The sequence below is a fragment of the Sphingomonas sp. RS2018 genome (assembly GCF_054489605.1).
In genome coordinates this window covers 106439-130334 of the sequence record NZ_JBTMWL010000002.1, presented here as the reverse complement: position 1 = coordinate 130334, position 23896 = coordinate 106439, and the positions used below count along the sequence as shown (strand labels likewise).

At 68.5% G+C, this 23896-nt stretch carries 25 protein-coding genes and 1 tRNA gene; 14 read left to right on the top strand and 12 right to left on the bottom strand.

Features of this window, described 5'->3' with window-relative positions; all coding sequences use genetic code 11:
• Positions 1-5: 5 nt before the first annotated feature.
• Positions 6-1115 carry an inositol-3-phosphate synthase gene (locus ACX40P_RS05710; RefSeq protein WP_459125364.1) on the bottom strand — a complete coding sequence of 370 codons (1110 nt, stop codon included), beginning with the start codon at positions 1113-1115 and terminating at the stop codon, positions 6-8.
• A gap of 128 nt (positions 1116-1243) precedes the next feature.
• Between ACX40P_RS05710 and ACX40P_RS05705 the strand changes: the two genes are divergently transcribed.
• The gene (locus tag ACX40P_RS05705; protein WP_459125363.1) at positions 1244-2113 is read left to right on the top strand and encodes a CDP-alcohol phosphatidyltransferase family protein; all 870 of its coding nucleotides are present in this window, start codon (positions 1244-1246) and stop codon (positions 2111-2113) included.
• Between the two features lie 207 nt (positions 2114-2320).
• On the opposite strand, the gene ACX40P_RS05700 is transcribed toward ACX40P_RS05705, so the two are convergent.
• From ACX40P_RS05700 to ubiA, 3 genes are read right to left on the bottom strand one after another with little or no spacing between them, the layout of a single operon-like run.
• Complete coding sequence (locus ACX40P_RS05700) at positions 2321-3091, bottom strand: inositol monophosphatase family protein (RefSeq protein WP_459125362.1); 771 nt, start codon at positions 3089-3091, stop codon at positions 2321-2323.
• A complete protein-coding gene (locus tag ACX40P_RS05695) occupies positions 3084-4430 on the bottom strand; it encodes a TldD/PmbA family protein (protein ID WP_459125361.1) in 1347 nt (448 codons plus the stop codon). The genes ACX40P_RS05700 and ACX40P_RS05695 overlap by 8 nt, the downstream gene beginning before the upstream one ends.
• A 31-nt stretch (positions 4431-4461) precedes the next feature.
• On the bottom strand, positions 4462-5370 hold the full coding sequence (gene ubiA / locus ACX40P_RS05690; RefSeq protein ID WP_459125360.1) for a 4-hydroxybenzoate octaprenyltransferase: 909 nt from the start codon (positions 5368-5370) through the stop codon (positions 4462-4464).
• A 345-nt stretch (positions 5371-5715) separates the two neighbouring features.
• On the opposite strand from ubiA, the gene ACX40P_RS05685 reads away from it, so the two are divergent.
• Positions 5716-6132 (top strand): DUF2147 domain-containing protein, encoded by a 417-nt coding sequence (locus ACX40P_RS05685; RefSeq protein WP_459126017.1) that lies wholly within the window; start codon positions 5716-5718, stop codon positions 6130-6132.
• On the top strand, positions 6132-6875 hold the full coding sequence (locus ACX40P_RS05680; protein ID WP_459125359.1) for a 16S rRNA (uracil(1498)-N(3))-methyltransferase: 744 nt from the start codon (positions 6132-6134) through the stop codon (positions 6873-6875). Before ACX40P_RS05685 ends, ACX40P_RS05680 begins: the two co-directional genes overlap by 1 nt.
• A gap of 10 nt (positions 6876-6885) precedes the next feature.
• Here the strand turns inward: ACX40P_RS05680 and ACX40P_RS05675 are convergent, their stop codons facing one another.
• The gene (locus tag ACX40P_RS05675; protein WP_459125358.1) at positions 6886-7260 is read right to left on the bottom strand and encodes a hypothetical protein; all 375 of its coding nucleotides are present in this window, start codon (positions 7258-7260) and stop codon (positions 6886-6888) included.
• A 103-nt stretch (positions 7261-7363) separates the two neighbouring features.
• Between ACX40P_RS05675 and ACX40P_RS05670 the strand changes: the two genes are divergently transcribed.
• Both ACX40P_RS05670 and ACX40P_RS05665 read left to right on the top strand, forming a co-directional pair.
• Positions 7364-8737 carry a glutamate--cysteine ligase gene (locus tag ACX40P_RS05670; protein WP_459125357.1) on the top strand — a complete coding sequence of 458 codons (1374 nt, stop codon included), beginning with the start codon at positions 7364-7366 and terminating at the stop codon, positions 8735-8737.
• Positions 8738-8739: 2 nt separating this feature from the next.
• Positions 8740-9423, top strand: a complete 684-nt coding sequence (locus ACX40P_RS05665; protein WP_459125356.1) for a DUF2490 domain-containing protein — start codon at positions 8740-8742, stop codon at positions 9421-9423.
• Between the two features lie 16 nt (positions 9424-9439).
• Here the strand turns inward: ACX40P_RS05665 and ACX40P_RS05660 are convergent, their stop codons facing one another.
• Together ACX40P_RS05660 and epsC are read right to left on the bottom strand one after the other, a co-directional pair.
• A complete protein-coding gene (locus ACX40P_RS05660) occupies positions 9440-9781 on the bottom strand; it encodes a DUF2794 domain-containing protein (RefSeq protein WP_459125355.1) in 342 nt (113 codons plus the stop codon).
• Complete coding sequence (gene epsC, locus ACX40P_RS05655; RefSeq protein ID WP_459125354.1) at positions 9781-10461, bottom strand: serine O-acetyltransferase EpsC; 681 nt, start codon at positions 10459-10461, stop codon at positions 9781-9783. The genes ACX40P_RS05660 and epsC overlap by 1 nt, the downstream gene beginning before the upstream one ends.
• A gap of 149 nt (positions 10462-10610) precedes the next feature.
• Between epsC and ACX40P_RS05650 the strand changes: the two genes are divergently transcribed.
• Together ACX40P_RS05650 and ACX40P_RS05645 are read left to right on the top strand one after the other, a co-directional pair.
• The gene (locus ACX40P_RS05650; RefSeq protein ID WP_459125353.1) at positions 10611-11369 is read left to right on the top strand and encodes a sulfite exporter TauE/SafE family protein; all 759 of its coding nucleotides are present in this window, start codon (positions 10611-10613) and stop codon (positions 11367-11369) included.
• Between the two features lie 10 nt (positions 11370-11379).
• A complete protein-coding gene (locus tag ACX40P_RS05645) occupies positions 11380-12276 on the top strand; it encodes a LysR substrate-binding domain-containing protein (RefSeq protein ID WP_459125352.1) in 897 nt (298 codons plus the stop codon).
• Between the two features lie 93 nt (positions 12277-12369).
• On the opposite strand, the gene ACX40P_RS05640 is transcribed toward ACX40P_RS05645, so the two are convergent.
• Genes ACX40P_RS05640 through pgsA form a run of 3 tightly spaced genes read right to left on the bottom strand, consistent with a single transcriptional unit; the run spans position 12370 to position 13630 of the window.
• The gene (locus tag ACX40P_RS05640; RefSeq protein ID WP_459125351.1) at positions 12370-12807 is read right to left on the bottom strand and encodes a molybdenum cofactor biosynthesis protein MoaE; all 438 of its coding nucleotides are present in this window, start codon (positions 12805-12807) and stop codon (positions 12370-12372) included.
• The gene (gene moaD / locus ACX40P_RS05635) at positions 12804-13061 is read right to left on the bottom strand and encodes a molybdopterin converting factor subunit 1 (protein WP_459125350.1); all 258 of its coding nucleotides are present in this window, start codon (positions 13059-13061) and stop codon (positions 12804-12806) included. The genes ACX40P_RS05640 and moaD overlap by 4 nt, the downstream gene beginning before the upstream one ends.
• On the bottom strand, positions 13061-13630 hold the full coding sequence (pgsA, locus tag ACX40P_RS05630) for a CDP-diacylglycerol--glycerol-3-phosphate 3-phosphatidyltransferase (RefSeq protein WP_459125349.1): 570 nt from the start codon (positions 13628-13630) through the stop codon (positions 13061-13063). Before pgsA ends, moaD begins: the two co-directional genes overlap by 1 nt.
• Before the next feature lie 130 nt (positions 13631-13760).
• Here pgsA and ACX40P_RS05625 point away from each other — a divergent pair, with 130 nt between their 5' ends.
• Positions 13761-15050 carry an MFS transporter gene (locus ACX40P_RS05625; RefSeq protein ID WP_459125348.1) on the top strand — a complete coding sequence of 430 codons (1290 nt, stop codon included), beginning with the start codon at positions 13761-13763 and terminating at the stop codon, positions 15048-15050.
• A gap of 1 nt (position 15051) precedes the next feature.
• On the opposite strand, the gene ACX40P_RS05620 is transcribed toward ACX40P_RS05625, so the two are convergent.
• Together ACX40P_RS05620 and ACX40P_RS05615 are read right to left on the bottom strand one after the other, a co-directional pair.
• Positions 15052-15372, bottom strand: coding sequence for a DUF2218 domain-containing protein (locus ACX40P_RS05620; protein ID WP_459125347.1), 321 nt, complete (start codon positions 15370-15372; stop codon positions 15052-15054).
• Positions 15372-15923, bottom strand: a complete 552-nt coding sequence (locus ACX40P_RS05615; protein WP_459125346.1) for a PadR family transcriptional regulator — start codon at positions 15921-15923, stop codon at positions 15372-15374. Before ACX40P_RS05615 ends, ACX40P_RS05620 begins: the two co-directional genes overlap by 1 nt.
• A 153-nt stretch (positions 15924-16076) precedes the next feature.
• Here ACX40P_RS05615 and ACX40P_RS05610 point away from each other — a divergent pair, with 153 nt between their 5' ends.
• The 6 genes from ACX40P_RS05610 (at position 16077) to ggt (ending at position 23791) form a co-directional block, all read left to right on the top strand.
• A complete protein-coding gene (locus ACX40P_RS05610) occupies positions 16077-17387 on the top strand; it encodes a replication-associated recombination protein A (RefSeq protein ID WP_459125345.1) in 1311 nt (436 codons plus the stop codon).
• Complete coding sequence (locus tag ACX40P_RS05605) at positions 17384-17734, top strand: MmcQ/YjbR family DNA-binding protein (protein WP_459125344.1); 351 nt, start codon at positions 17384-17386, stop codon at positions 17732-17734. Before ACX40P_RS05610 ends, ACX40P_RS05605 begins: the two co-directional genes overlap by 4 nt.
• Entirely contained in the window at positions 17731-18606 is an 876-nt protein-coding gene (locus ACX40P_RS05600) for a hypothetical protein (RefSeq protein WP_459125343.1), read from the top strand. Before ACX40P_RS05605 ends, ACX40P_RS05600 begins: the two co-directional genes overlap by 4 nt.
• A gap of 17 nt (positions 18607-18623) precedes the next feature.
• Positions 18624-18699, top strand: a tRNA-Thr gene (locus ACX40P_RS05595).
• Positions 18700-18938: 239 nt separating this feature from the next.
• Positions 18939-22061, top strand: a complete 3123-nt coding sequence (locus ACX40P_RS05590; protein WP_459125342.1) for a TonB-dependent receptor domain-containing protein — start codon at positions 18939-18941, stop codon at positions 22059-22061.
• On the top strand, positions 22061-23791 hold the full coding sequence (gene ggt / locus ACX40P_RS05585; RefSeq protein WP_459125341.1) for a gamma-glutamyltransferase: 1731 nt from the start codon (positions 22061-22063) through the stop codon (positions 23789-23791). The genes ACX40P_RS05590 and ggt overlap by 1 nt, the downstream gene beginning before the upstream one ends.
• Positions 23792-23896: the final 105 nt, after the last annotated feature.

The window sequence follows — 23896 nt, the reverse complement described above, 5'->3', positions numbered from 1 at the left end:
GCCGGTCACGCCGGGATGAGCTGGTCCGGTCCGTTGATGAAGTCGCGCACCATCTTGGCGGCGACCTCGTCACTGAACTGCTCGGCGGGATGCTTGCAGAAATAGGCCGACGGGCCCGTCAGCGCGCCAGACACGCCGCGATCGAGCGCGAGCTTGCAGCAGCGAATCGCGTCGATGACGACACCGGCCGAATTCGGGCTGTCCTCCACCGACAGGCGCACCTCGATGTTCATCGGCACGTCGCCGAACAGCTTGCCCTCCAGACGGAGAAAGCACAGCTTGTTGTCGTCCAGCCACGGCACATAGTCGCTGGGTCCGACGTGGATGTTCTCGTTCTCCATGCGCTCGGCCAGCACCGACTGGACGGCCTCGGTCTTGCTGGTCTTCTTCGACGCCAGACGGGCGCGATCGAGCATGTTCATGAAGTCGGTGTTGCCACCGGTGTTCAGCTGGTACGTCCGCTCCAGCGGCACGCCGCGCGCGCGGAACAGCGAGGAGAGCATGCGGTGGACGATGGTCGCGCCCAGCTGCGCCTTCACGTCGTCGCCGACGATCGGCAGGCCGGCCTCCTTGAAACGGGCCTCCCACTTCGGATCGCTGGCGATGAAGACGGGCATGCAGTTGACGACGCCGACACCGGCCTGCAGCGCGCATTCCATGTAGAAGCGCGTCGCTTCCTCCGAGCCGACCGGCAGGAAGTTGACCAGCACTTCGGCACCCGAATCGCGCAGCGCCTTGACGACTTCGTCGGCGGTCGCGTCGGTGGCGTCGGCGCGTTCGAACCCGCGGCCGTTCGGCACGTCGAACATATGCGCAGCCATGCCGTCGAGCGTGTTGCCCATCATGACCGTCGCGCCGGTGGTTGGCACGTCCTTTTCGAACACAGTCGTGCAGTTCGGCGCGGCGAAGATCGCCTCGGCCAAATCCTTGCCGACCTTGCGCCCGTCAGTGTCGATCGCGAGCACGAATTCGATGTCGGTCGGGGTATATTCGCCGATGTCGCGGTGGATCAGGCCGCGGGCCTGGCGTTCTGGATCGGCGTAATAGGTGATGCCCTGAACGAGCGAGCTTGCGCAATTGCCGACGCCGATGATGGCGACCTTGATCTTGGCCATGTCATTCCTTGGAAGGTGAAGAGATTCCCGGCGACAGAGGCGCGCGTTACGAGATCAAGTCAAGTGGGTTACGACTTCGTGACGATCCGGGGGCGACAGCGCGGTCCGGGCGCACTACGGCAAGCGCCGTGATCGACCGCCCCGCCCGCCCCATCCGCCCGCCCGAACTGCAGGATGCGCTGAACGCCCGCCTCTATCACCCGCTGGCGTGGCAGCTGGCGCGCCTGATCAGCGCGACGCCGGTGACGCCCAACATGGTGTCGGTGTTCGGGTGCCTGATGCTGGTGGCGACGACCGCCGCCTATGCCGGGCTGCCGTGGCCGGTCTCGGTCGCGATCGGGCTCGCCTGTCACATGAGCTGGCATGTCGTCGATGGCGCCGACGGCGATCTGGCGCGGATGACCGGGCGAACCAGTCCGCTTGGCGAGATGATCGACGGGGCGAGTGACTATCTGGGGCATGTCATCCTCTATGTCGTGCTGACCATCCAGCTGTCGGGCGTGATCGGCGGCGGGGCGGCATGGGCGCTGGCGATCGCCGCGGGCGCGAGCCATGCGGTGCAGACCAACCATGCCGAGAGCCAGAAGCGCGTCTATCAATGGTGGGCTTACGGCGTGCCGTGGCTGAAACAGTCGGGGCCGGTGAAGCGGACCCGAACCGGTGTGCTGGGCGGGCTGGCGACGCTGTATCTGACGGTTGCGTTGCGGATGAACCGCAGCGCCGACGCGGTCGATGCCGCGCTGGCCGCGGCGTCGCCCGAGCGGCTGGAGCGGATGCGAACGTTGGTACGCTCGCGCGGTCGCGCATTGCTGGCGTGGTCGAAGCTGGTGGGGCCGAACCCGCGGGCGTTCATCCTCGCCGCCGCGATGCTGGTCGCGGACGTGCGGTGGTTCTTCGTGGCGGAGATCGTGGTGCTCAACCTCGTGCTGGTGGCATCGGTGATGCGGCAACGGCGGCAGAACCGGGCGTTGGCGGCGGAGCTGGCGGGGGTGATCTGACCGGACGTGCTGCCGCGCAGGCGGGAGCCCAGAGCCACTAGCGCAGGCTTTCCGAAACCCTGGGCTCCCGCCTGCGCGGGAGCACCGCGCCGTCAAAAGTAACGGAAACGCGCTGCATTCATCCCCCGTTGTCACTTTTGCGCGCGGCTGGACCAGGAGCATCATCCGGCCGTGTGAAGCAGATCGCCGCGATGTAGGACAGCGTTTCTAAACCGCCGCCCGCGCCCGCTCGGCCAGGCGCTCGACGGCGGCGCCGTGGATGCCCGGTGACGAGACGAGCACGCCGAACGCCTTGGCCGACGCCGTGTTGAACGCGATCGGCGCGCCGAACGCGTCGCTGACGACCGCACCCGCCTCGGTCGCGATGAGGGCGGCGGCGGCGATGTCCCATTCATGGCCCCAGCGGGTGGTGGCGACGAGGTCGGCCTCGCCGCCCGCGACCATGGCGATACGCAGTGCGATGCCGTTGGGCTTCGCGACCGCGACCAGATCGCGATCAACCTTCGGCAACGCATCGGCCGGGACGCGGGCGCCGGGTAGCTGCTCGCGCGACGTGACCCGAAGGGCCAGACCGTTGCGGGTCGCGCCCTGCCCCGCCTCGGCCCGCCAGATCTCGTCGCGGGCCGGCGCGTCGAGCACGGCAATCACCGGCCGGCCGTCCTCGACCAGCGCGATCGATACCGCCCAGCCGGGGCGGCCGCGGATATAGTCGCGGGTGCCGTCGATCGGATCGACCACCCACGCCCGCCGCCGCTCCAGCCGCAGACGATCGTCGACGGTCTCCTCCGACAGCCAGCCGGCGTCGGGCAGCAGCGCCTCCAGCCGTTCGCGCAGCAGCGCGTCGACCGCCAGATCGACCTCGCACACCGGGCTTCCCGGCGTCTTCTCCCAGCGGCGGAAGTCGGTCGTCCAGCGCGCCAGCGCCAGCGCCCCCGCCTCCCGCGCTACGCCCGCGACCCGGTCCGCTAGGTCAGCCACCCGCGACCGTCATCCCGTCGATCCGCAGCGTCGGCGCGTTGACGCCGCCGCGGAATTCGAGGTCGCTGGCCGGCGTCAGCTGCTGGAACATCGTCTTCAGATTGCCCGCGATCGTGAATTCGCTGACCGGACCGACGATTTCGCCGCGCTCGATCAGGAAGCCCGCCGCGCCGAGGCTGTAGTCGCCGGTCACCCCGTTCACGCCGTGGCCGATCGTCTCGGTCACCAGCACGCCGCGGTCTATCTCGCCGATCAGCGTGTCGCGCGGCGTCGGGCCGGCGGCGAGATAGAGGTTGGTCGAGGACGCGACGGGGCCGCCGCCGACGCCGCGCGCGGCGTGGCCGGTCGGCTCCAGCCCCAGTTGCCGCGCCGACGCGCTGTCGAGCAGCCAGGTCTGGAGCACGCCGTCCTGCACGATCGCGAGCGGCGAGACGGGCAGCCCCTCCCCGTCGAACGGTTTCGAACGGAGCCCGCGCGGGCGGTGCGGATCGTCGATCACGTCGATTCCGGCGGGCAGGATGCGCGTGCCGAGCGCGTCGAGCAGGAAGCTGGTGCGCCGTGCGATCGCGGCCCCGCCGATCGCACCCACCAGCGCGCCGATCAGGCCACCGGAAATGCGGCGATCGAACACCACCGGCATCGCGCCGCTGGGCATCCGCCCCGGATTGGCGCGCGCCGCGGTGCGTTCGCCGGCCAGCCGCCCTATCGCTTCGGCGGCATCCAGATCGCGTTCGTGCCGCGCGCTGTGGCCGGCATAGTCGCGCTCCATCGCCCCGGCGGTGCCGGCCAGCACGCTGGCGGAGGCGGCGTAGCTGCTGAGCGTATAGCCGCCGACGAAGCCGTGGCTGGTGGCGAGCGCGATAGTGGTGCGCGATGCGGAGGCGGACGCGCCGTCGCTCATCGCCACGCCGGGTACGGCGCGGGCGGCATCCTCTACCGCGAGCGCGCGGGCCTTCAACGCATCGGGGGCGGGATCGCCGCCGTCGTCAAGGTCGAGATCGGGGCCGACACCCTTCAGCAGGCGGTCTTCCGGCGCGAGGCCCGCCCACGGATCTTCGGGCGCCAGCCGCGCCATCGCGATCGCGCGATCGACCAGGGTGGCGAGCGCATCGGCGGAGAGGTCCGACGTCGCGACGCTGGCCGAGCGGCGCCCGACGAAGACGCGCAGGCCGAGGTCGGCGCTTTCCGACCGGCCGACATCCTCCAGCGCGCCCATCCGCACCTCGACCCCGGTCGATGCGCTGGCGGCGAAGACCGCGTCGGCGGCATCGGCCCCGGCGGCGCGGGCGCGCTCGACGAAGGCGGCGGCGGTATCGGCGGCTTGGGCGGCGGTCAGCATGGCGTGCAGTTAGGGTGCGGGTGCGCAATCGTCAAAGTTGCGTGCCGACGACGACGCAGGCGAGGAACATCAGCAGGCCGGCATTGCGGTTCGACCGGAAGCGGGCGAGTGCGTTGGCGCCGTCGCTTGGGACCAGCGTCGCGATCTGCCAGACGAAGTGGAGCGCAACCGGCGCCAGCGCGATCAGCGCGACGGGATCGGGCCGGATGCTCCACACCGCCCCGCCCCACAGCACCACCGCTGCGGCGTAGAAGGCGGCAACCCCGCCTCTCACCTGCGCGCCCAGCGCACGGGCGGAAGAGCGCACGCCGATCAACGCGTCGTCTTCGACATCCTGCAACGCATAGATGGTGTCGTAGCCGATCACCCACGCGATGCTGCCGGCGTAGAACAGCGCCCCGGCCAGCGCGAAACCGCCCGACACCTCCACCCAGCCGACCAGCGCCGCCCAGCTGAAGACGATGCCCAGCCACGCCTGCGGCCACCAGGTGATGCGCTTCATGAACGGATAGGCGGCGACGGGGGCGAGGCTGGCGACCGCGACGATCGCGGCGGGGATGCGCAACTGGATCAGCACGATCAGGCCGACGAGGCAGAGCGCGACCAGCCAGGCCCAGGCGAGCTTCACCGAAATCGCGCCGCTCGCGACCGGGCGTGATGCGGTGCGCGCCACGCGGGCGTCGAGATCGCGGTCGACGATATCGTTGTAGACGCAGCCCGCGCCGCGCATCGCGATGCTGCCCGCCAGCAGCCACAGGATCAGCGGCCACCGCGCCACCGCTCCGCCCGCCAGCGCGACACCCCACGCGCCCGGCCAGAACAGCAGCCACCACCCGATCGGCCGATCGAACCGCGCGAGCTGGGCGAGGTCGCGCAGGGTCGGCGGCAGGCGGGCAACGATGCCGCGATGCTGGCTGTCGGGGACGATGGGGGCGGTCATGCGGCTGGGCGCATGTCGAAGCGCGCCGCCGTGCTCCCGCGCAGGCGGGAGCCTAGAACCGCACGCGGTATCGTCTGTAACCCTGGGCTCCCGCCTGCGCGGGAGCACGGTGGTGGATTGGCTGCACCGGTCATCGCGCCCTACTGACAGATCGTGGCGGCGTGGGAAATCGCGGGGTTCGGCAAATATCCCCATCTCCGTTTGGCCTAAGCGAAGTCGAAGGCCAAAGCGCTACGCCAAGTGCTTCGACTTCGCTCAGCACGAACGGATGGGAGCAAACGCTCCCCCTTGTGCCCCGCCCCGCGATAGACACATTGGCGCCAGTCTGCAGGAGATGATCCCTTGATGCGCTTCCTCCCATTGCTCGCCGCCGCCCTGCTCGCGGCCCCCGCCTCCGCCGCGCCGGCGCCGAAATGGGCGGGCGTGTGGCGCAATGCCGCCAACACCGTGCAGCTGCGCGCCGCGCCCTGTTCGAAGGCGCGGGATGCCGGCATGTGCGGGACCGTCATCTCGGCGAGTGCCAAGGCGAAGGCGGATGTCGCCGCGCGGGGCGGGACGCTGGTCGGCACCCGCCTGTTCAGCGACTTCCGGCAGACCGACTACAATCTGTGGCAGGGCGACGTCTACGTCCCCGACATCGACCGCAGCTTCACCGGCACGATCAGCATGGACGGGGCGAACCGGCTGATCGGCGAAGGCTGCCTGTTCGGGCGGCTGGGCTGCAAGCAGCAGGTGTGGACGCGCGTGGTCGGCAAGAAGTGATGGCGGCGACGCCCGCCTGGCCGCCGCAGTCGACCCCGCGGCTGTTCGTCGAGTCGCCGCTGTCGGACGGCGTGGTGGTGCGAATCGACGGGGCGCAGGCGCATTACCTGATCGCGGTGATGCGCACGAAGGTGGGCGATCCGGTGAAGCTGTTCGATGGCAACTCCGGCGAATGGCTGGGCGTGGCGGAAGGGGTCGGCAAGCGCGATCTCACGCTCGTGGTGCGCGAGCAGTTGCGGCCGGCGGAGGTGGTGCCCGACCTGTGGCTGGTCGCCGCGCCGCTGAAGAAGGGACGGATCGACTGGCTGGCCGAGAAGGCGTGCGAGCTGGGCGTGGCGCGACTGGTGCTGGTCGAGACGCGGCGGACGGTGGTGGACCGCGTCAACGCCGACCGGCTGCGCGCGCATATGATCGAGGCGGCGGAGCAGTGCGGGCGGACGGCGGTGCCGGCGATCGAGCCGCTGGTGAAGCTGACGCCGCTTCTGCGCGACTGGCCGGCGGAACGCGCGCTGTTCTTCGCCGACGAGACGGGCGGCGCGCCCACGCTGGAGGCGATGCGGGGTCATGCGGGTCCGGCGGCGATCCTGATCGGGCCCGAAGGCGGATTCGACGCCGCGGAGCGCGAGGCCATCCGGGCGCTGCCGTCGGCGATCGGCATCTCGCTCGGCCCGCGCATCCTGCGCGCGGATACGGCGGCGGCGGCGGCGGTCAGCCTGTGGATGGCGGCGGCGGGGGATTGGTGACAGGCGAACGCTACTTCCGCCCCGCCCCGCGCAACCGGTCGCGGTTGACCTGATCGCGCAGCACGCCGGCGCGCAGCTGCAATTCCTGTCGCTCCTGATCCGACATGCCGTCGGCGGCATAGCGATCGGCGAGCGAGCCGATCTGCGCGCTCTGGCGGCGGAGCGCGCGTCCTTCGCGCCGGGTCAGCGTGCCGGCATCGCGGCCACGACGGATCTGGCGGTCGATGTCGCGGACGTCGCGCGACACCGCCGGATCGGGAAGCCGCGCGTCGCCGCGCAGGATCGGTGGGGGCGTGCGGCTGGTCGGCGGCGCGCGATCGGTGAATTGCGCCGACGCCGGCACCGCTATCAGCATCCCTGCCGCCATCAGAACCACCGTCCGCATCTCGCCGTCTCCCCTGTCGTTTCGGCCAGCTTCCTGCCGGCTGCCTGAACGCCCGATGACCGCCCACTAGCGCCGCCCTTCGCCCGCGCGTAAGGGCGCGACCATGACGACCAAGACGGTTTCGACCAGCAATGCGCCGGTGATCGAGTCGCTCGATCAAATCTACGCCAGCTTCGCGCGCGGCGAGAAGCCGAAGGAGCGGTGGCGCATCGGCACCGAGCATGAGAAGTTCGTCTATGCGGTCGGCGATCACCACGCGCCGTCCTATGACGAGCCGGGGGGCATCCGCGATCTGCTGGCCGCGCTGGAGCAGTTCGGCTGGCGCCCCGTCCTTGAAGGCGGCAAGGTCATCGCGCTCAACGGCGACGACGGATCGGTGAGCCTTGAGCCGGCCGGACAGTTCGAGCTGTCGGGCGCGCCGCTCGAAAACCTGCACCAAACCTGTGCCGAGACCGGGCGCCACCTGAAACAGGTGAAGGCGGTCGGCGAGACGCTCGGCATCGGCTTCCTTGGCCTGGGCATGTGGCCCGACAAGGCGCGCGACGACCTGCCGCGCATGCCGAAGGGACGGTACGGCATCATGCTGAACCATATGCCGCGCGTCGGCACCATGGGCCTCGACATGATGCTGCGCACCTGCACGATCCAGGTGAACCTGGACTATGCGTCCGAAGCCGACATGGCGAAGAAGTTCCGGACCTCGCTGGCGCTGCAGCCGCTTGCCACCGCGCTGTTCGCCAATTCGCCGTTTACCGAAGGCCAGCCCAACGGCTTCCTCAGCTATCGCAGCCATATCTGGTCGGACACCGACCCGCACCGCACCGGCATGCTGCCGTTCGTGTTCGAGGACGGCTTCGGCTACGAACGCTATGCCGAATACGCGCTCGATGTGCCGATGTACTTCGTCTATCGCGACGGCCGCTACATCGATGCCGCCGGGCTGTCTTTCCGCGATTTCCTGAAGGGCGAGCTGTCGGTCCTGCCGGGCGAGCGACCGACGATGGACGACTGGAACGACCATCTCTCCACCGCCTTTCCCGAGGTGCGGCTGAAGACCTTCCTCGAGATGCGCGGCGCCGACGGCGGCCCGTGGGATAGCATCTGCGCGCTGCCGGCGCTGTGGGTCGGGCTGCTCTACGACGACGGCGCCCTGGATGCGGCGTGGGACGTGGTGAAGAACTGGACGATGGAGGAGCGCGAGGCGCTGCGCAGCGCGGTGCCGAAGCTGGCGCTCGACGCGCCCATTCCCGGCGGCGGGCGGCTGCGCGATATTGCGGGCGAGGTGCTGGACATCGCCACGGCCGGCCTGTCGGCGCGCGCGCGCCTGAACGGCGCGGGCGACAGCGAGGCGGGGTTCCTCGACCCGCTGCGCGAGACCGTTCGGTCGGGCAAGGTGCCGGCGCAGGTGCTGCTCGATCGCTACAACGGCGTGTGGAACGGCGACCTGTCGCGCGTCTACGACGAGTACAGCTTCTGACGATGCGCGTTCGGTGCCTGTGCGCCGCGCTGGCGATGTCGGCGATGCCGGCGCGGGCGCAGCAGCATGACGGCCAGCTGTGGCTGCAGATCAACGCCAATGCGCCGATCGCCGACAAGCTGCGCGTGACGGTCGAACAGATCACGCGGTTCAGCGACCGGCAGGGCGGATTGTACCAGACCGAGGTCGGCGCGATCCTGGGCTATCGTGCCACGTCGCATATCGAACTGGGTTTCGGCTATCGCCGCGTCGGCGGACACAATGGCGCGCGCGGCGCCGACGAGGATCGCATCCGCCAGCATGTCATCCTGACCTATGGCCGCTTCGTCGGGCGGTTTCGCGTCGACGAACGGTTCCGCGACGACCGCGACGGCATCGGTTTTCGCGTGCGTCCGCTGCTGCGCTACAATCTGCCGCTGGCGGACAAAGGATATGCGCTGTTCTACAGCCACGAATCCTTCTTCATGCCCAACAGCACCAGCTGGGGCCAGCGCCGCGGCTACGAGCGGATGCGCAACATCGTCGGTCTGACCTTCCCGATCGGGAAGAATGTCAGCGTCGATGCGGGATATCTGAACCAGTATCGCTTCGGCGGAAACGGGGCGCGGGCGCAGATGGAACATGCGCTGAGCGTGCAGATGACGCTGAACATGACCAAGCACGCAACGCCGAAGCTGGACGATTAGGACGGGGTAGCCGCGCCTATTCCTCAATCAGCTTCAGCAACCGCCGCTCGACCGGCGCCAACACGGGCCCGAGCTCGTGCCCCCGCTTCAGCACCGCGCCCTGTTCGCCGATCAACGCCCACATGCCCTGCCGGCTGCGCAGCGCGGGCCGCTTCTCGATCCGGTATTCCGGGCGCTCGGCGGCACGGCGGAAGGCGGCGAAGGTCGCGGCGTCGCGGCCCAGGTCGATCGCATAGTCCTTCCACTTCCCCGCCGCGACCATGCGGCCGTAAAGGTCGAGGATGCGGGAGAGTTCGACGCGGTCGAAACCGATCTGCGTGGCCTTTGACGGCGTCGGAAACGGCGTGACAATACCCATCAGGCGCGGTCGCGCTCCGCATCATTGCTGACGTCGTTGCGCTCGGCGAGCAGCGCGCGCAACTCGGCAAGTTCGCGCTCGATCTGGACGAAGCGGGTCTGGCTCGCCTCGCTCATGTCGCGGCAAGGCGTGCCATAGGGCATGAAGTCGCGCTGATAGGTTTCCGCTTCCACCACCACCGGCCGCGCCGGGATGCCGACCATCGTCGCGCCGGGCGCCACGTCGCGCGTCACCACCGCATTCGCCCCGACCCGCGCGCGGGCACCGACCGTGATCGGGCCCAGTACCTGCGCGCCCGACCCGACGATGGCGCCGTCGGCGATGGTCGGATGCCGCTTGCCAGCGACGCCGTTGTCGGGACTCGTCCCGCCCAGCGTCACGCACTGGTAGATCGTCACGTCGTCGCCGATCACCGCCGTCTCGCCGATAACGGTGAAGCCGTGGTCGATGAAGAAATTGCGGCCGATCACGGCACCCGGATGAATGTCGATCGCCGTCAGCGCGCGCGACCAGTGGTTCACGAAGCGCGCGAGAAAGAACAGGTCGGCGCGGAACAGCGCGTGCGCGATGCGGTGCATGCCCAGCGCCAGCACGCCCGGATACAGCAATATCTCCCAGCGCGACCGGGGCGCGGGATCGCGCGCCTTGATCGAATCGAGATAGTCGACGAGCCGTCGCATCGCAGTCCCCTTCACCGCCGGGCGATGTAGTCCCGCAACGCGCCGATTTCCAGCGCGGCGCGTTTTCAGCTTTGGGATATGAAAGCCCATCTGTCTTGTCGGCATTGCCCGACGCCATCATGCTCGCGCAGAATCATCAGGGAATTTGCATGCTCGAGGGACTGGACTGGACGGCGCTGCTGCCCTTCATCGCGGTGGGGTTCGCGGCACAGATTATCGACGGGGCACTGGGCATGGCGTTCGGCGTGCTGTCGAACATGCTGCTGTTGGGTCTGGGCGTATCGCCCGCCGCCGCGTCCGCGGGCGTGCATACGGTCGAGACGTTCACCACCGCCGTGTCGGGGGCAAGCCACGTGCTGCACCGGAACGTGCAGTGGCGCATGTTCTTTCGCCTGATGATCCCGGGCGTGATCGGCGGCGTGTTGGGTGCCTATGTCCTGTCGAACATCCATGCCGATGCGGCCAAGCCGTTCATCCTGACCTATCTGATCGCGATCGGCCTCTACCTGCTGTGGCGCGGGTGGCACCACCCGCCGATCGAGCGCAAGCCAAAGATCGTCGAGCCGCTCGGCCTGGTCGGCGGCTTCCTCGATGCCGCGGGCGGCGGCGGCTGGGGGCCGGTGGTGACCTCCAACCTGCTGGTACAGGGCGCCAGCCCGCGCATGACGGTGGGCACGGTCAACACAGCGGAATTCTTCCTCGCCGCCACCATCTCCGCCACCTTCATCACGCAGCTGGGGTGGGAGGCGTTCACGCTCGCCACCGTCGGCCTGCTGATCGGCGGCGTGGTGGCGGCGCCGTTCGGGGCGCTGCTGGCCAAGCGCGTGCCAGCGCGGACGCTGATGATCCTGGTCGGCGTGATCCTGACGCTGACAAGCCTCTATAATCTGTACCGCTCGCTCGGCTAACACGGGCGGCATGACGACGTACCTGCCCACGATCAAACAGCTGCAATATCTGGTCGCGCTGCGCGATGTCGGGCATTTCGGGCGGGCGGCGGAGACGTGCTTCGTCACCCAGTCCACCCTGTCGGCGGGCATTCGCGAGCTGGAGACGCTGATCGGCGTGACGTTGGTCGAGCGGACGCGGCGGGTGGTGCGCTTCACCCCGCTGGGCGAACGCATCGTCGAGAAGGCACGGCGTGTGCTGCGGGAAGTCGATGAGCTGGGCGACCTGGCCCGCGCGGCGGGACGACCGCTGTCGGGCGAGATGCGGATGAGCGTTATCCCGACGATCGCACCCTTCATGCTGCCGCGCATCCTGCCACGCCTGCGCCGCGACTATCCCGACCTGAAGCTCTATCTGCGCGAGGAACCGAGCGCTGCAGCCTGCGAGCGACTCAATCAGGGGCGGACGGACTGCGTGCTGCTCGCGCTGCCCTATGCCTGCGGCGATATCGAGAGCGTCGAGTTGTTCGACGATGCGCTGCACCTCGCCTATCCGATCGGCGAGATCGAACCCCGCCCGGCGACGATCCGCGCCAGCGAGATCGACGAGACGCGGCTGCTGCTGCTGGAGGACGGGCATTGCCTGAAGGACCATGCGCTGGCCGCGTGCAACCGGCCGGAGATCCGCGCGGAGGCGACGATGCTCGGCACGTCGCTGCACACGATCGTGCAGATGGTCGACAACCGGCTGGGCGTCACCATCCTGCCCGAAATGGCGATCGTGTCTGGGATATTGGAGGGAACGCAGGTGACGTCCTCTCCGCTGTCCGCCGACAATCCGGCGCGGCGGATCGCGCTGGTGTGGCGCAAGGCTTCGCCGCGGGAGAAGGACTTTCGGCTGCTGGCGAGCGTGCTGGCGGAGCGATAACCAGCGGTGCTCCCGCGCAGGCGGGAGCCCAGGGTTACAGACGATCGCTCCTGCGGCTCTGGGCTCCCGCCTGCGCGGGAGCACGGCGGTGCGTCACCCCCACCGCGCCGCCGCGGCATCGTCCCCTGCCCGCGCCTCGACCCAGCGCGCCGCGCCGTCGCGCACCTCGCGCTTCCAGAACGGCGCATCGGTCTTCAACCGATCGATCATGTAGGCGCAAGCCTCCAGCGCCGCACCGCGATGCGCCGCCGCCGCCGCGACGAACACGATGCGCTCTCCCGGCGTCATCGCGCCGACGCGGTGGTGGATCGTCGCCGCGGTCAGGCTCCAGCGTTCGACGGCGATCCGCGCCACCGCCTCCAGCGCCGCCTCGGTCATGCCCGGATAATGTTCGAGCTCCAGCACGCCGACGCCGTCGTCGGCGCGAACGAGGCCGGTGAAGCTAGCCATCGCCCCAACGTCGGCACCCTCGACTTCGGCCAGCGCAGCAGCCACGTCGATCGGCGCAGCATCGACGATAATGCGGATCACCCGCCCGTCACCGGGGGGAAGATCGCCACCTCGCGCGCGCTCCCGAGCGCCGTATCGAGCGGCACGAAGCGCTGGTCGATCGCGGCGCGCAGACGGGCGCGATCGGCGAACGCGGACGCGTGGGCGTCGCTGCCCGCCGCCAGCCAGTCGAGCAGCGCGGCGACGGTCGTGACCTCCGCCGGGGGATCGACCCGCTCCTGCCCCGCGCCTACGCTCTCGCGCACCCAGGCGAAATAGAGCATCTCGACCGCCATCAGCTGTCCATGTGCTTCAGCCCGACGCGCAAATAATCCCACCCCGTCAGCAACGTCAGTGTCGCCGCACCCCATAGCGAGACGAGCCCGACCGTCTTGACGAAGGCATAGGCCGGCAGCGCGCCCGCCAGGATCAAAGCGCCGAGGGCCACGAGTTGCAGCGTCGTCTTCCATTTGGCGAGGCGGGAGACGGGCATCGATACCTGTATCCCACCGAGGAACTCGCGCAGCCCCGACACCATGATTTCGCGCAGCAGGATCACCATCGCCGCGATCAGGTGGACGCCGGTGATGATCGCGCGATCCTCGAACCGCGTGCCGACCAGCATCAGGATGACCGCTGCTATCATGATCTTGTCGGCGATCGGATCGAGGAACTGGCCGAGCTTCGACACCGTGCCGCGCGCCCGCGCGACATAGCCATCGAAATAATCGGTGAGCCCCATCATGCAGTACAGCGCGAAAGCAAGCGCATAGCCCGCCTCCCACTGCGGCCACCACAGGAACGCGACGAGCAACGGCACCGCGACGATGCGCGACAGCGTCAGCAGGTTGGGAAGGGTCAGCATTGTCGCCGGTCTAGGCGGCGCGGGCGATGGCCGCAACGTCCTACTATCCCGTCGCAACAAACCACGTTGCCGCCCCGGCCCCGCATCCGCTATGCCCGCCCGCAACAGGAACGGCCGGGACGCCATTTTCATGATAAGCGCCCTCGGGCTATTGAAGGAACGCCGGTTCCTTCCCTTGTTCGTCACCCAGTTTCTCGGCGCCTTCAACGACAATCTGTTCAAGACCGCGATGGTCCTGTTCGCGACCTATCAGGTCTTCAACGACGTCGAGATGGAGGCGCACTTCAATTCGGTCGCCAGCGCGCTCGCGATCCTGCCGTTCTTCCTGCTGTCAGCCCTGTCAGGCCAGTTGGCCGATACCCATGACAAGGCCCGCATCATCCGCATCGTGAAGACGGCGGAGATCTTCATCATGATCTTCGGCGCGGCCGGGCTGCTGGCGGCGAAGGCGGGCTATATCTCGGTGGGCCTCGGCATGATGCTGGGCGCGGTGCTGATGCTCGGCACGCATTCGACCTTCTTCGGCCCGATCAAATACGCGATCCTGCCCCAGCATCTTGGGGAGGACGAGGTGCTGGGCGGCACCGGCATGGTGGAGGCGGCGACCTATCTGTCCATCCTGCTGGGAACGGTGATGGCGGGCTTCGTCTCGGTCGAGGCCGCCGCCGTGCTGGTCATCGTCGTGGCGCTGATCGGCTGGTTTGCCGGGCGCATGGTTCCCCCCGCCCCGCGCGTCGGGCCGAAGCTGAAGATCAACTACAACCCCTTCACCGCATCGTGGCATCTAATCGCGGCGACGATGCATATCCGCCGGCTGTTCCTCGCGATCCTCGCGATCAGCTTCTTCTGGTCGATCGGCATGATCCTCATCATCGTCTTCCCGTTGCTGGTGAAGAACGTGCTGACTGCCGACGAACGCGTCGCCAGCCTGACCATCGCGATCTTCTCGGTCGGCGTCGCGATCGGGTCGGTCGTCATCAACATGCTGCTGAAGGGCAAAATCTCCGCGCGCTATTCGCCGATCGCGGTCATCATCATGGCCGCGCTGGTGCTGGCTTTCGCGGTGGAGGTGCGGACCTTCGTGCCGGCGCCCGACGGACGATTGTTCGGCGTGCTGGAATTCCTGCTCCATCCGCAGTCGCTGCTGATCGTGGTGACGCTGTTCGCGATCGCGATCGCCGGCGGCGTCTTCGTCGTTCCGCTGTATGCGTTTCTGACGACGACCGTCACGAAGGACCAGACCGCGCGCACCGTCGCCGCCAACAACGTCGTCAATTCGGGCGCGATGACGATCAGCGCGGTCGTGGTCAGTCTGCTGGGCAGCGCGGGCGTGCGCCCGCAGGACATGCTGCTGTTCGTCGCGGCGATGTGCCTCGTCTCCGCTTGGCTGGCGCAGAAGCTGCACAAGGCCTGCGACTAAATTATCCGTCCACCCAGTCGAAGCCGAGCGGCGCCTCGCGGAACGCGAAGCGATCGAGGTGACGCGCGACCGCGCCCTTCAAACCGTCCAGCTGCCCTTCGGCACTCGCCTCGATCCGGGTGACGAGCGCGTCGTCCTGCGCATCGAAGGTCACCGTCGCATCGCCCGGCCAGTCCGCCCCGCGCGCATCGCGGGGAAAGATAACCGTGCCGTGCGTCGCGTCGAAGGTGACGGCCAGATTGTGCTGCCAGTGCTTGCACAGCTGCTGCAGATACTTGGCCGCGTGATCGGTCGGCGTCCGCGCCGTCGCTATGTGCGCCATCACAGCCGCTCGATCCGACGCGCGGCGTCGTCGAGGATGTCGGCGATCGCGTGCGCCGTCTCGGTCGGCACCTCGCCCTCGCGCAGCCGGTGGCGCAGCACCTGGCGCAGATTGCCCATCGCCCGCATCACCGGCCCGGAGCGGGTCTTCTCGCCCGACGTGCCGAGCGCCTCGAGCCGCGCCAGCAGTCCGGCCACCTCGTCGGCATGCCGCTCCAGATAGTCGCGGCCGGTGTCGGTGATGGCATAGACCTTCTTCGCGTCGTCGCTCGGCTGCTCGCCGATCAGGTCCATGTCCGACAGCATCGTCAGCGTCGGATAGACGACGCCCGCGCTCGGCGCATATTCGCCGCCGGTGCGCTCGTCGATCTCGCGGATCAGGTCGTAGCCGTGGCGCGGCCGGTCCGCGATCAGCTTCAGCAGCACGAGCCGCAGCTCCTGCCCCGACACCACCCGGCGTCGTCCGCGCGGACCACCGTGGCCGCCGCCGCCGTGCGGACCGGACATGTCCCACTGAACCGAGAACGGCCCGAAATCGCGACGTCCGCGCATTCCGCCATCGCCGAAACCACGCCCGTGCGGCTTGCCAAATCTATGCATTTCAATTTCTCTTGAACGAATCATGATGTGGCTAAGATATATCTTGATGCGTTTGACGCAAGAGCGGCCCTGCATTTTTTTGCGAAGCCGCCTATCTTGAGCAGCATGGCCGACCTTCTCGCCGGGCTCGAACCGCCCGCGCCGCCCCTGCCCGACAGCGCGCCGCTCGCCGATCGCCTGCGTCCGCGCACGCTGGACGAGGTCGTCGGGCAGGATCATCTCACCGGGCCGGAGGGCGCGATCGGGCGGATGGTGGCGGCGGGGCGGCTGTCGTCGATCGTGCTGTGGGGGCCGCCCGGCACAGGCAAGACGACGATCGCGCGGCTGCTCGCCGATGCCGTCGGCCTGCGGTTTGTCGCGATCAGCGCGGTGTTCTCCGGCGTCGCCGACCTGAAGAAGGCGTTCGCCGAGGCGAAGACGGCGGCGCGCGCGGGTCAGCGCACGTTGCTGTTCGTCGACGAGATCCATCGCTTCAATCGCGCGCAGCAGGACGGCTTCCTGCCCTATGTCGAGGACGGAACGGTGACGCTGGTCGGGGCGACGACCGAGAACCCCTCGTTCGAGCTCAACGCCGCGCTGCTCAGCCGCGCGCAGGTGCTGATTCTGCACCGGCTCGATCGCGCTGCGCTGGACCTGCTGCTCGACCGGGCGGAGACGTTGATGGAACGCCCCCTGCCCCTGACGACGGCGGCGCGCGACGCACTGGTGGCGAGTGCGGATGGCGACGGTCGCTTCCTGCTCAATCAGGCCGAGACCTTGTGGTCGGTCGACCTGCCCGAACCGCTCGATCCGGCGGGGCTCGGCGCCTTCCTGCAACGCCGCGTCGCGGTGTACGACAAGGATCGCGAGGGGCATTACAACCTCATCTCCGCGCTCCACAAATCGATCCGCGGCAGCGATCCGCAGGCCGCGCTCTACTATCTCGCGCGGATGCTGACCGCGGGCGAGGAGCCGCTGTACCTCCTGCGCCGCCTGACCCGCGCGGCGGTGGAGGATGTCGGCCTCGCCGACCCGAACGCGCTGGTGCAGTGTATCGCCGCCAAGGACACCTACGACTTTCTCGGCTCGCCGGAGGGTGAACTGGCGATCGCGCAGGCATGCCTCTACCTCGCCACCGCGCCCAAATCGAATGCCGCCTATGCCGCGCAGAAGGCGGCGTGGAAGGCGGCGCGCGAGACGGGATCGCTGATGCCGCCCGCCAACATCCTGAACGCGCCGACGAAGCTGATGCGCGATATCGGCTATGGTCAGGGGTATGAGTACGATCACGATGCCGAGGACGGTTTCTCCGGCGCGAACTACTGGCCCGACGAGATGGCGCCGCGCGATTTCTACGTGCCGACCGATCGCGGGTTCGAGAAACGGCTCGCCGAGCGCATGGCGTGGTGGGACGAGCGGCGGAAGGACCGGCCATGATCCGCGACTGGGACGATGCCGTCGCGGTCGCGCTGGCGCTGCCGGAGACCGAGGCCTCGACCAGCTACGGCGCGCCCGCGGTCAAGCTGCGCGGCAAGATGCTGATCGCGGCGACATCGCCCGATCCCGACAGCTTCGTGCTGCACGTCGCGGAAGCCGACAAGGCGGTGCTGATGGAGACCGACCCCGACACCTTCTGGCAGACGCCGCACTATGACGGCTGGCCGGCGGTGCTGGTGCGCTACGGCACGCACGCGCAGGATCGCATCCGCCTGCTGATCGACCGCGCGTGGTGGGATCGCGCGAGCAAGACGCAGCAGAAGGCGCGAGGGGGAGAGCGGCCGTGACAGAACGACACTTCGGTAATTTCGCGGTGATCGACTGGTCGGGCGAGGCGGTGGCTAGACCGAAAGGGCTGGCGGTCGCCCTCGCTTCGACCGGCACGACGGCACCGGAGTTGATGCAGGCGGAGGGTGGTTTGTCCCGGCAACGATTGCTCGACTGGCTGCTGAAGCTGGCAGACGCCGGTAGCGACATCCTCATCGGTCTCGACCTCTCGCCCGCGCTGCCCTTCGCCGACCGGGGCGGCTATTTTCCGGGCTGGGACGAGGACGTGGCGGACGCCCGCGCGTTGTGGGCGCTGGTCGACCGCCTGTCCGCGGACGACCAGCATCTGTCGGCCAACGGCTTCCTCGCGCACGTTGAGGCGACGCGACACTTCCGCCACCAGACCGGCACCGGCGACCTGTTCGGCACCGGTCGCGGCCGGTTGCGCGTTTGCGAGGCGGGGCAGCAGGCGATGGGGCTGTCGCCGTCGAGCTGCTTCAACCTGATCGGCGCGGCGCAGGTCGGCAAGTCCAGCCTGACCGGCATGCGCGTGCTGCATCGCCTCGCCGGCCGCGTGCCCGTCTGGCCGTTCGACCCGATCCCCAAAACCGGCCCCGCGATCGTCGAGATCTACACGACGATCGCCGCCCGCGCCGCGGGCCTGCGCAAGGGGCTGAGCAAGATCCGCTGCTGGGAAGACCTCGACATCGCGCTCGCCGCCCTCGGCTCCGCGCCTACCGGCCGCAGTGGCGCAATCGACGACCACGCCAGCGACGCGATCCTGACCGCCGCCTGGCTGCGCGCCAATGCGGCGCGGCCGGAACTCTGGCAGCCGGCCGAGATGACCGACACGATCGCACGCACCGAGGGCTGGACCTTCGGCGTCGCCTGACGCAAAGACGCGGGCGTGCCGGTTTAGCTCAGCTGGTAGAGCAGCGGTTTTGTAAACCGAAGGTCGCGGGTTCGATTCCTGCAACCGGCACCACGTCACCTGACGACGGCGATCGCGCCCGAACCCCTCTTCCATCGCCGGCTTTGCCATGCGGCCCTGCGCGCCGATTCAAGTCAACATGAGTGTTGCCGAATCGCATCGCTTGAAAGGAAATTGCCCGGATCGGCCGATCGACGCTGGACGCGGGCACGATCCGGCGCAAACTGCGCAGCATTCCGTTCGGAAGCGTCGCGCTCGGGGGAGCGCCATCACATAATCAGGGGGCTTTCTCGATGATCCACCGTGCATCCTATCTAGCGACGACCGCCGCGATCGTCCTCGCCGGCCCTGCTTTCGCGCAGACAGCTACCCAGACCGACCAGACTCGCACCAGCGCCACGCCGCCCTCCGACAACAGCGCGGCGACCAACGCGGCGCAGGCCGCGGCGCAGGGCGATGACACCGGTCCCGCCAGCGACATCGTCGTCGTCGGCACGCAGATTCGCGGCAGTTCGGTGACGGCGGCGCTGCCGGTGACAGTCGTGGGTCAGGACGAGCTGGCCGGCATTGGCGCCACCTCGGGCGACGAGCTGCTGCGCGCCATCCCGCAGCTGGGCGACGTGACGTTCAACGCCAGCTATCTGCCCAACAGCTCGAACGCCGCGCGCGGCGACGTCGGATCGATCAACCTGCGCAACCTGGGCGTCGGCAACACGCTGGTGCTGCTGAACGGTCGCCGTGTCGTCAATCACCCGACCAGCCGCGCGAACGAGAATCTCGTCCCCGTGCTGACCGTCAACAGCAACACGATCCCCGCCTTCGGGATCGAGCGGCTGGAAGTGCTGCGCGACGGCGCCGCCGCGATCTACGGGTCGGACGCGGTGGCGGGCGTGGTCAACACGGTGCTCCAGTCCGATTTCGTCGGCGTGCAGTTCGAAGGGCAGGTCGGGTTCGCCGAGGACACCAACCTGCTGGAGACCAACCTCAACCTGCTGGCCGGCACGCGGCTGGGCGATCGCGGCAACATCACCGTGTTCGCATCGCGCGAATCGCGCACGATGCTGCGCGCGGCGGATCAGGACTATACCGCGTCGGACGTGAAGAGCGGTCTGTTCGTCGGCACCCCGTTCGAGGGTAGCACCACGCTTGACGGACGCTCGACGATCACGCCGTGGGGCGTGTTCACGACGCGCGGCGGCGTCGCCGTGCGCCAAGGCACCGGCACGACCGGCGCGCTGGTGACGAGTGCCGCCGGCGTGTTCCACATCCAGCCGACCGCCAACGGCGGCTGCTCGGCCGTGGTCCCGTCGAACACCGGCATCTGCATCGACGACGGCAACAACACCGCCGCCGCCGATCGCAATACACGCTTCGACCCGACGCAGGCGTATAACCGCACGATCCTGCCGAAGGTCGAGCGCTACAACTTCTTCGCCAACGGCAAGTACGAACTGACCGAGGGCCTCGAGCTGTTCGGCGAGGCAGGCTATTACCGCGCGTCCACCAACAGCATCCAGAGCTCGCCCGGCACGCTCGCCGCGGGTCCGATCGTCGTCCCGGCGACCAATTTCTACAACCCGTTTGGCCCGACCGGCAGCGCCAACCGCATCGCCGGCCTGAACACGCCTGCCGCGGGTCTCGCCGTCACGCTGACGAGCTATAATTTCTCCGATTTCGGCCCCAATATCGTCGACGTCGACAACGAACAGTGGCGCGGGCTGGCCGGCGTGCGCTTCTCGCTGTTCGGCATCGATTTCGAGAGCGCGGCGCTGTATTCGGAAGCGACCGTCGTCGACCAGTCGACCGGCATCAGCGCGACCGCGCTGCAGCGCCAGCTGGGCCTGGCCACCGCCGACGCGTACAACCCGTTCAACGGCGGCAACCTCGCCTTCCCCAGCCTCGCCGACGGAACGCCGTCGAGCCGCGCGGCGATCGACGCGATCCGCATCACCACCACGCGCCGTAACAAGGCGACGCTTGCGCTGGCGGACCTTAAAGGATCGAAAGCCGATCTGATCGCGCTGCCGGGCGGCAATCTGGGCGTTGCGTTCGGTGTCGAGGCGCGCCGCGAGACGCAGCTCGACGATCGCGATCCGCGCGTCGACGGCACGATCCAGTTCACCGACAGCGTGACCGGCTTCGTCAATCCGTCCGACCTGGTCGGCACCAGCAACTCGCCCGACACGAGCGGGCGGCGCGACGTGTTCGGCGCCTATGTCGAGGCCGCGGTGCCGGTGGTGTCGCCGTCGATGAACATTCCGCTCATCCACCGCCTCGAATTCCAGCTGGCCGGGCGGTTCGAGAATTATTCGGACGCGGGATCGGTGGCGAAGCCCAAGATCGCCGGTGCGTGGGACATCGTGCCCGGCGTCCGCCTGCGCGGTTCCTATGCCGAAAGCTTCCGCGCGCCGAACCTGGAACAGGTTAACGCGCGGCTGGTCACGCGCTCGAACACCCGCCTCGACCCGATCCGCTGCGAGGCGCAGCTGCGTCGCGGCGCGATCGCGACCTGGACGGCTTGCGCGCAGAGCTTTGCGACGACGGCGCAGCGCGCCGGCAACCCGGACCTGAAGCCCGAGCAGTCGACCAACTGGACCACCGGCATCGTCGTCCAGCCGGCGATCCTCGACGACATCGTCGGCAAGCTGACGCTGACGGCGGACTATTGGAACATCAAGCAGCGCGACATCGTCGGCATCTTCGGTGAGGGCAACGCGCTCATCAACGACTATCTGCTGCGGGTCAGCGGATCGACCGACCCGAACGTCATCCGCGCCGATCCGACCGCGGACGACATCGCACTGTTCGCCGGATCGGGGCTCGCCCCCGCCGGCCGCGTGCTGTTCGTGCGCGACCAGTATCGCAATCTGCAGCCGCAGGAAGTGTCCGGCTGGGACTTCGGACTAAACTGGCGGGTGCGCGACTTCGGCATCGGCCGCATCGTCGCCAACGTGAATGCGGCCTATCTCAAGACCTATTTCCTCACCCCCTCGCCCGACGTGCAGGCGCTGATCGACGCGCGTGCGGCGGGGACGATCAACCGCGACACCGTCATTTCCGATGGCGGCGATCAGGTGCGGGTGAACGGCAAGCCCGAATGGCGCGTGACGGGATCGCTGACCTGGTCGATGGGCCCGTTCCAAGTCGGCGGCTTCACCAATTACGTCAGCGATGTCGACGACACCGGCGCGACGATCAATGGCGTGCCGCTGCTGGTCGAGGGGCGGACGACGCTCAACCTCTACGCGCAGGTCCGCTTCGGCGATCGTCGCAGCGGCGAAGGGCGTCACCGCTTCCGGCTGGGTGTCCGCAATATCGGCAACAAGCAGCCGCCGCTGTCGAGCGAGGGCTTCCTCGGCTCGCTCTACCAGCCGTACGCGCGCTACTGGTACGCCAACCTGCAGTCGAGCTTCTGATGCGCCGCTTTGTCGCCGCCGTCGCCATCCTGGCGCTCGCGAGCCCGCTCGTCGCGCAGGAGGAGGGCCCGCCCCAGCGGGCCGTCACCGGCGGCGACATCGTCGCCTACGATCAGATCCACAAGCCCGTGATCGGGCGCGGCGGGATGGTCGTCAGCCAGAACGCGATGGCCTCCCGCGTCGGTGCGGATATCCTGCGCAAGGGCGGCAACGCGGTCGACGCGGCGGTCGCGATGGGCTTCGCGCTCGCGGTCACGCTGCCGCGCGCGGGCAACGTCGGCGGCGGCGGCTACATGCTCGTCCACATGGCGGCGAAGGACGGCAAGCCCGCGCAGGACATCGCGATCGACTATTACGGTCAGGCCAGCCGCCATACCACGCCCGACCTGCTGATCGGAGCGAACGGGCGGTTCGATACCGCCAAGGGCTATTCGATGAAGGGCGTCGCCATCCCCGGCACCGTCGCAGGGCTGTGGGCGGCGCACAAGCTGTACGGGTCGCTGCCGTGGGGGACGCTGATCGCGCCAGCGATCGCGATGGCAGAAGGCGGCGTCGTGCTGTCGGATGACGAAGCCAAGGCCAACGCCGACCAGAAAGCGGCGATGGCTGACGACCCCGCGGCGCTGGCGGTCTATTTCAAGCCCGACGGCAGCACCTATGCACCGGGCGAACTGTGGAAGCAGCCCGACCTCGCCGCGACGCTCAAGATCATCGCCGCCAAAGGCCGCGACGGCTTCTACACCGGCCCGCTTGCCGAGCGCATCGCCGCGGGGATCAGGGCCGGCGGCGGCGTGATCGACGCGAAGGATCTGGCCGACTACAAGGTCGTCGTTTCCGCGCCGATCTGGTCCAGCTACCGCGGGCAGAAGATCGCCTATATGCCCCCGACCGCCTCGGGCGTCAGCGTCGCCGAGGCGATGAACATCCTCGAGACGTTTCCGGTCAAGGACGCGCGCTGGGGCTCGGTCGCAAACCTGCACCTGCTGTCGGAAACGATGAAGCTGGTGTCCGCCGATCGCCGCCTCGTGGGTGGCGGACCCGACTGGCGTTCGCCCACACACGGCCTCGCGTCCAAGGGCTATGCCGCCGAACGCGCCAAGCTGATCCGCCCGGACCGCTCGCTCGGTGCCGCCGACGTGGCGGACGGCAATCCCTATCCGTTCGAAAGCAAGGACACGACGCATTATTCGATCGCCGACGCAGCCGGGAACGCGGTCAGCAACACCTATACGCTGTCGGCCTCCTATGGCGCGCACGTCGTCGCGCCGGGCACGGGCATCCTGCTGAACAATTCGCTCGGCAACCTCGCCTGGGGTCGCACCGGTCCCACGGCGAAGGCGACGCAGCCGGTGCCGGGCAAGCGCGTCGGATCGACGATCACCCCGATCATCGTGTTCAGGGACGAGAAGCCCTGGCTGGTCACCGGCACGCCCGGCGGCGGCTATATCATCGCGACGATGGTGCAGCTGCTCTCCAACGTCCTCGACCACGGCCTGAACGTCGCCGAAGCCGCCCAGCGCCCACGCGTGAACCAGGGCGGTGGCGATGCACCGCTGGAGCTGGAGGAAGGCTTCTCGCCCGATATCGTGCAGCTGCTGGAAGCGCGCGGGCACAAGGTCCGGCCATCGAACACGATGGGCAGCACCCAGTCGATCATGGTCGACGGCGACCGCTTTCTGGGTGCCGCCGACAGCCGCCGGCCGGATGCCGCGGCGGTAGGCGTAAAGTAGCACAACGCCGTTCGTCCTGCGTAGCCATTGAGCGAAGTCGAAATGGCGTATCGAAGGACTTGGTCTGGGGACGATGCTTCGATACGCGCCTTCGACAGGCTCAGT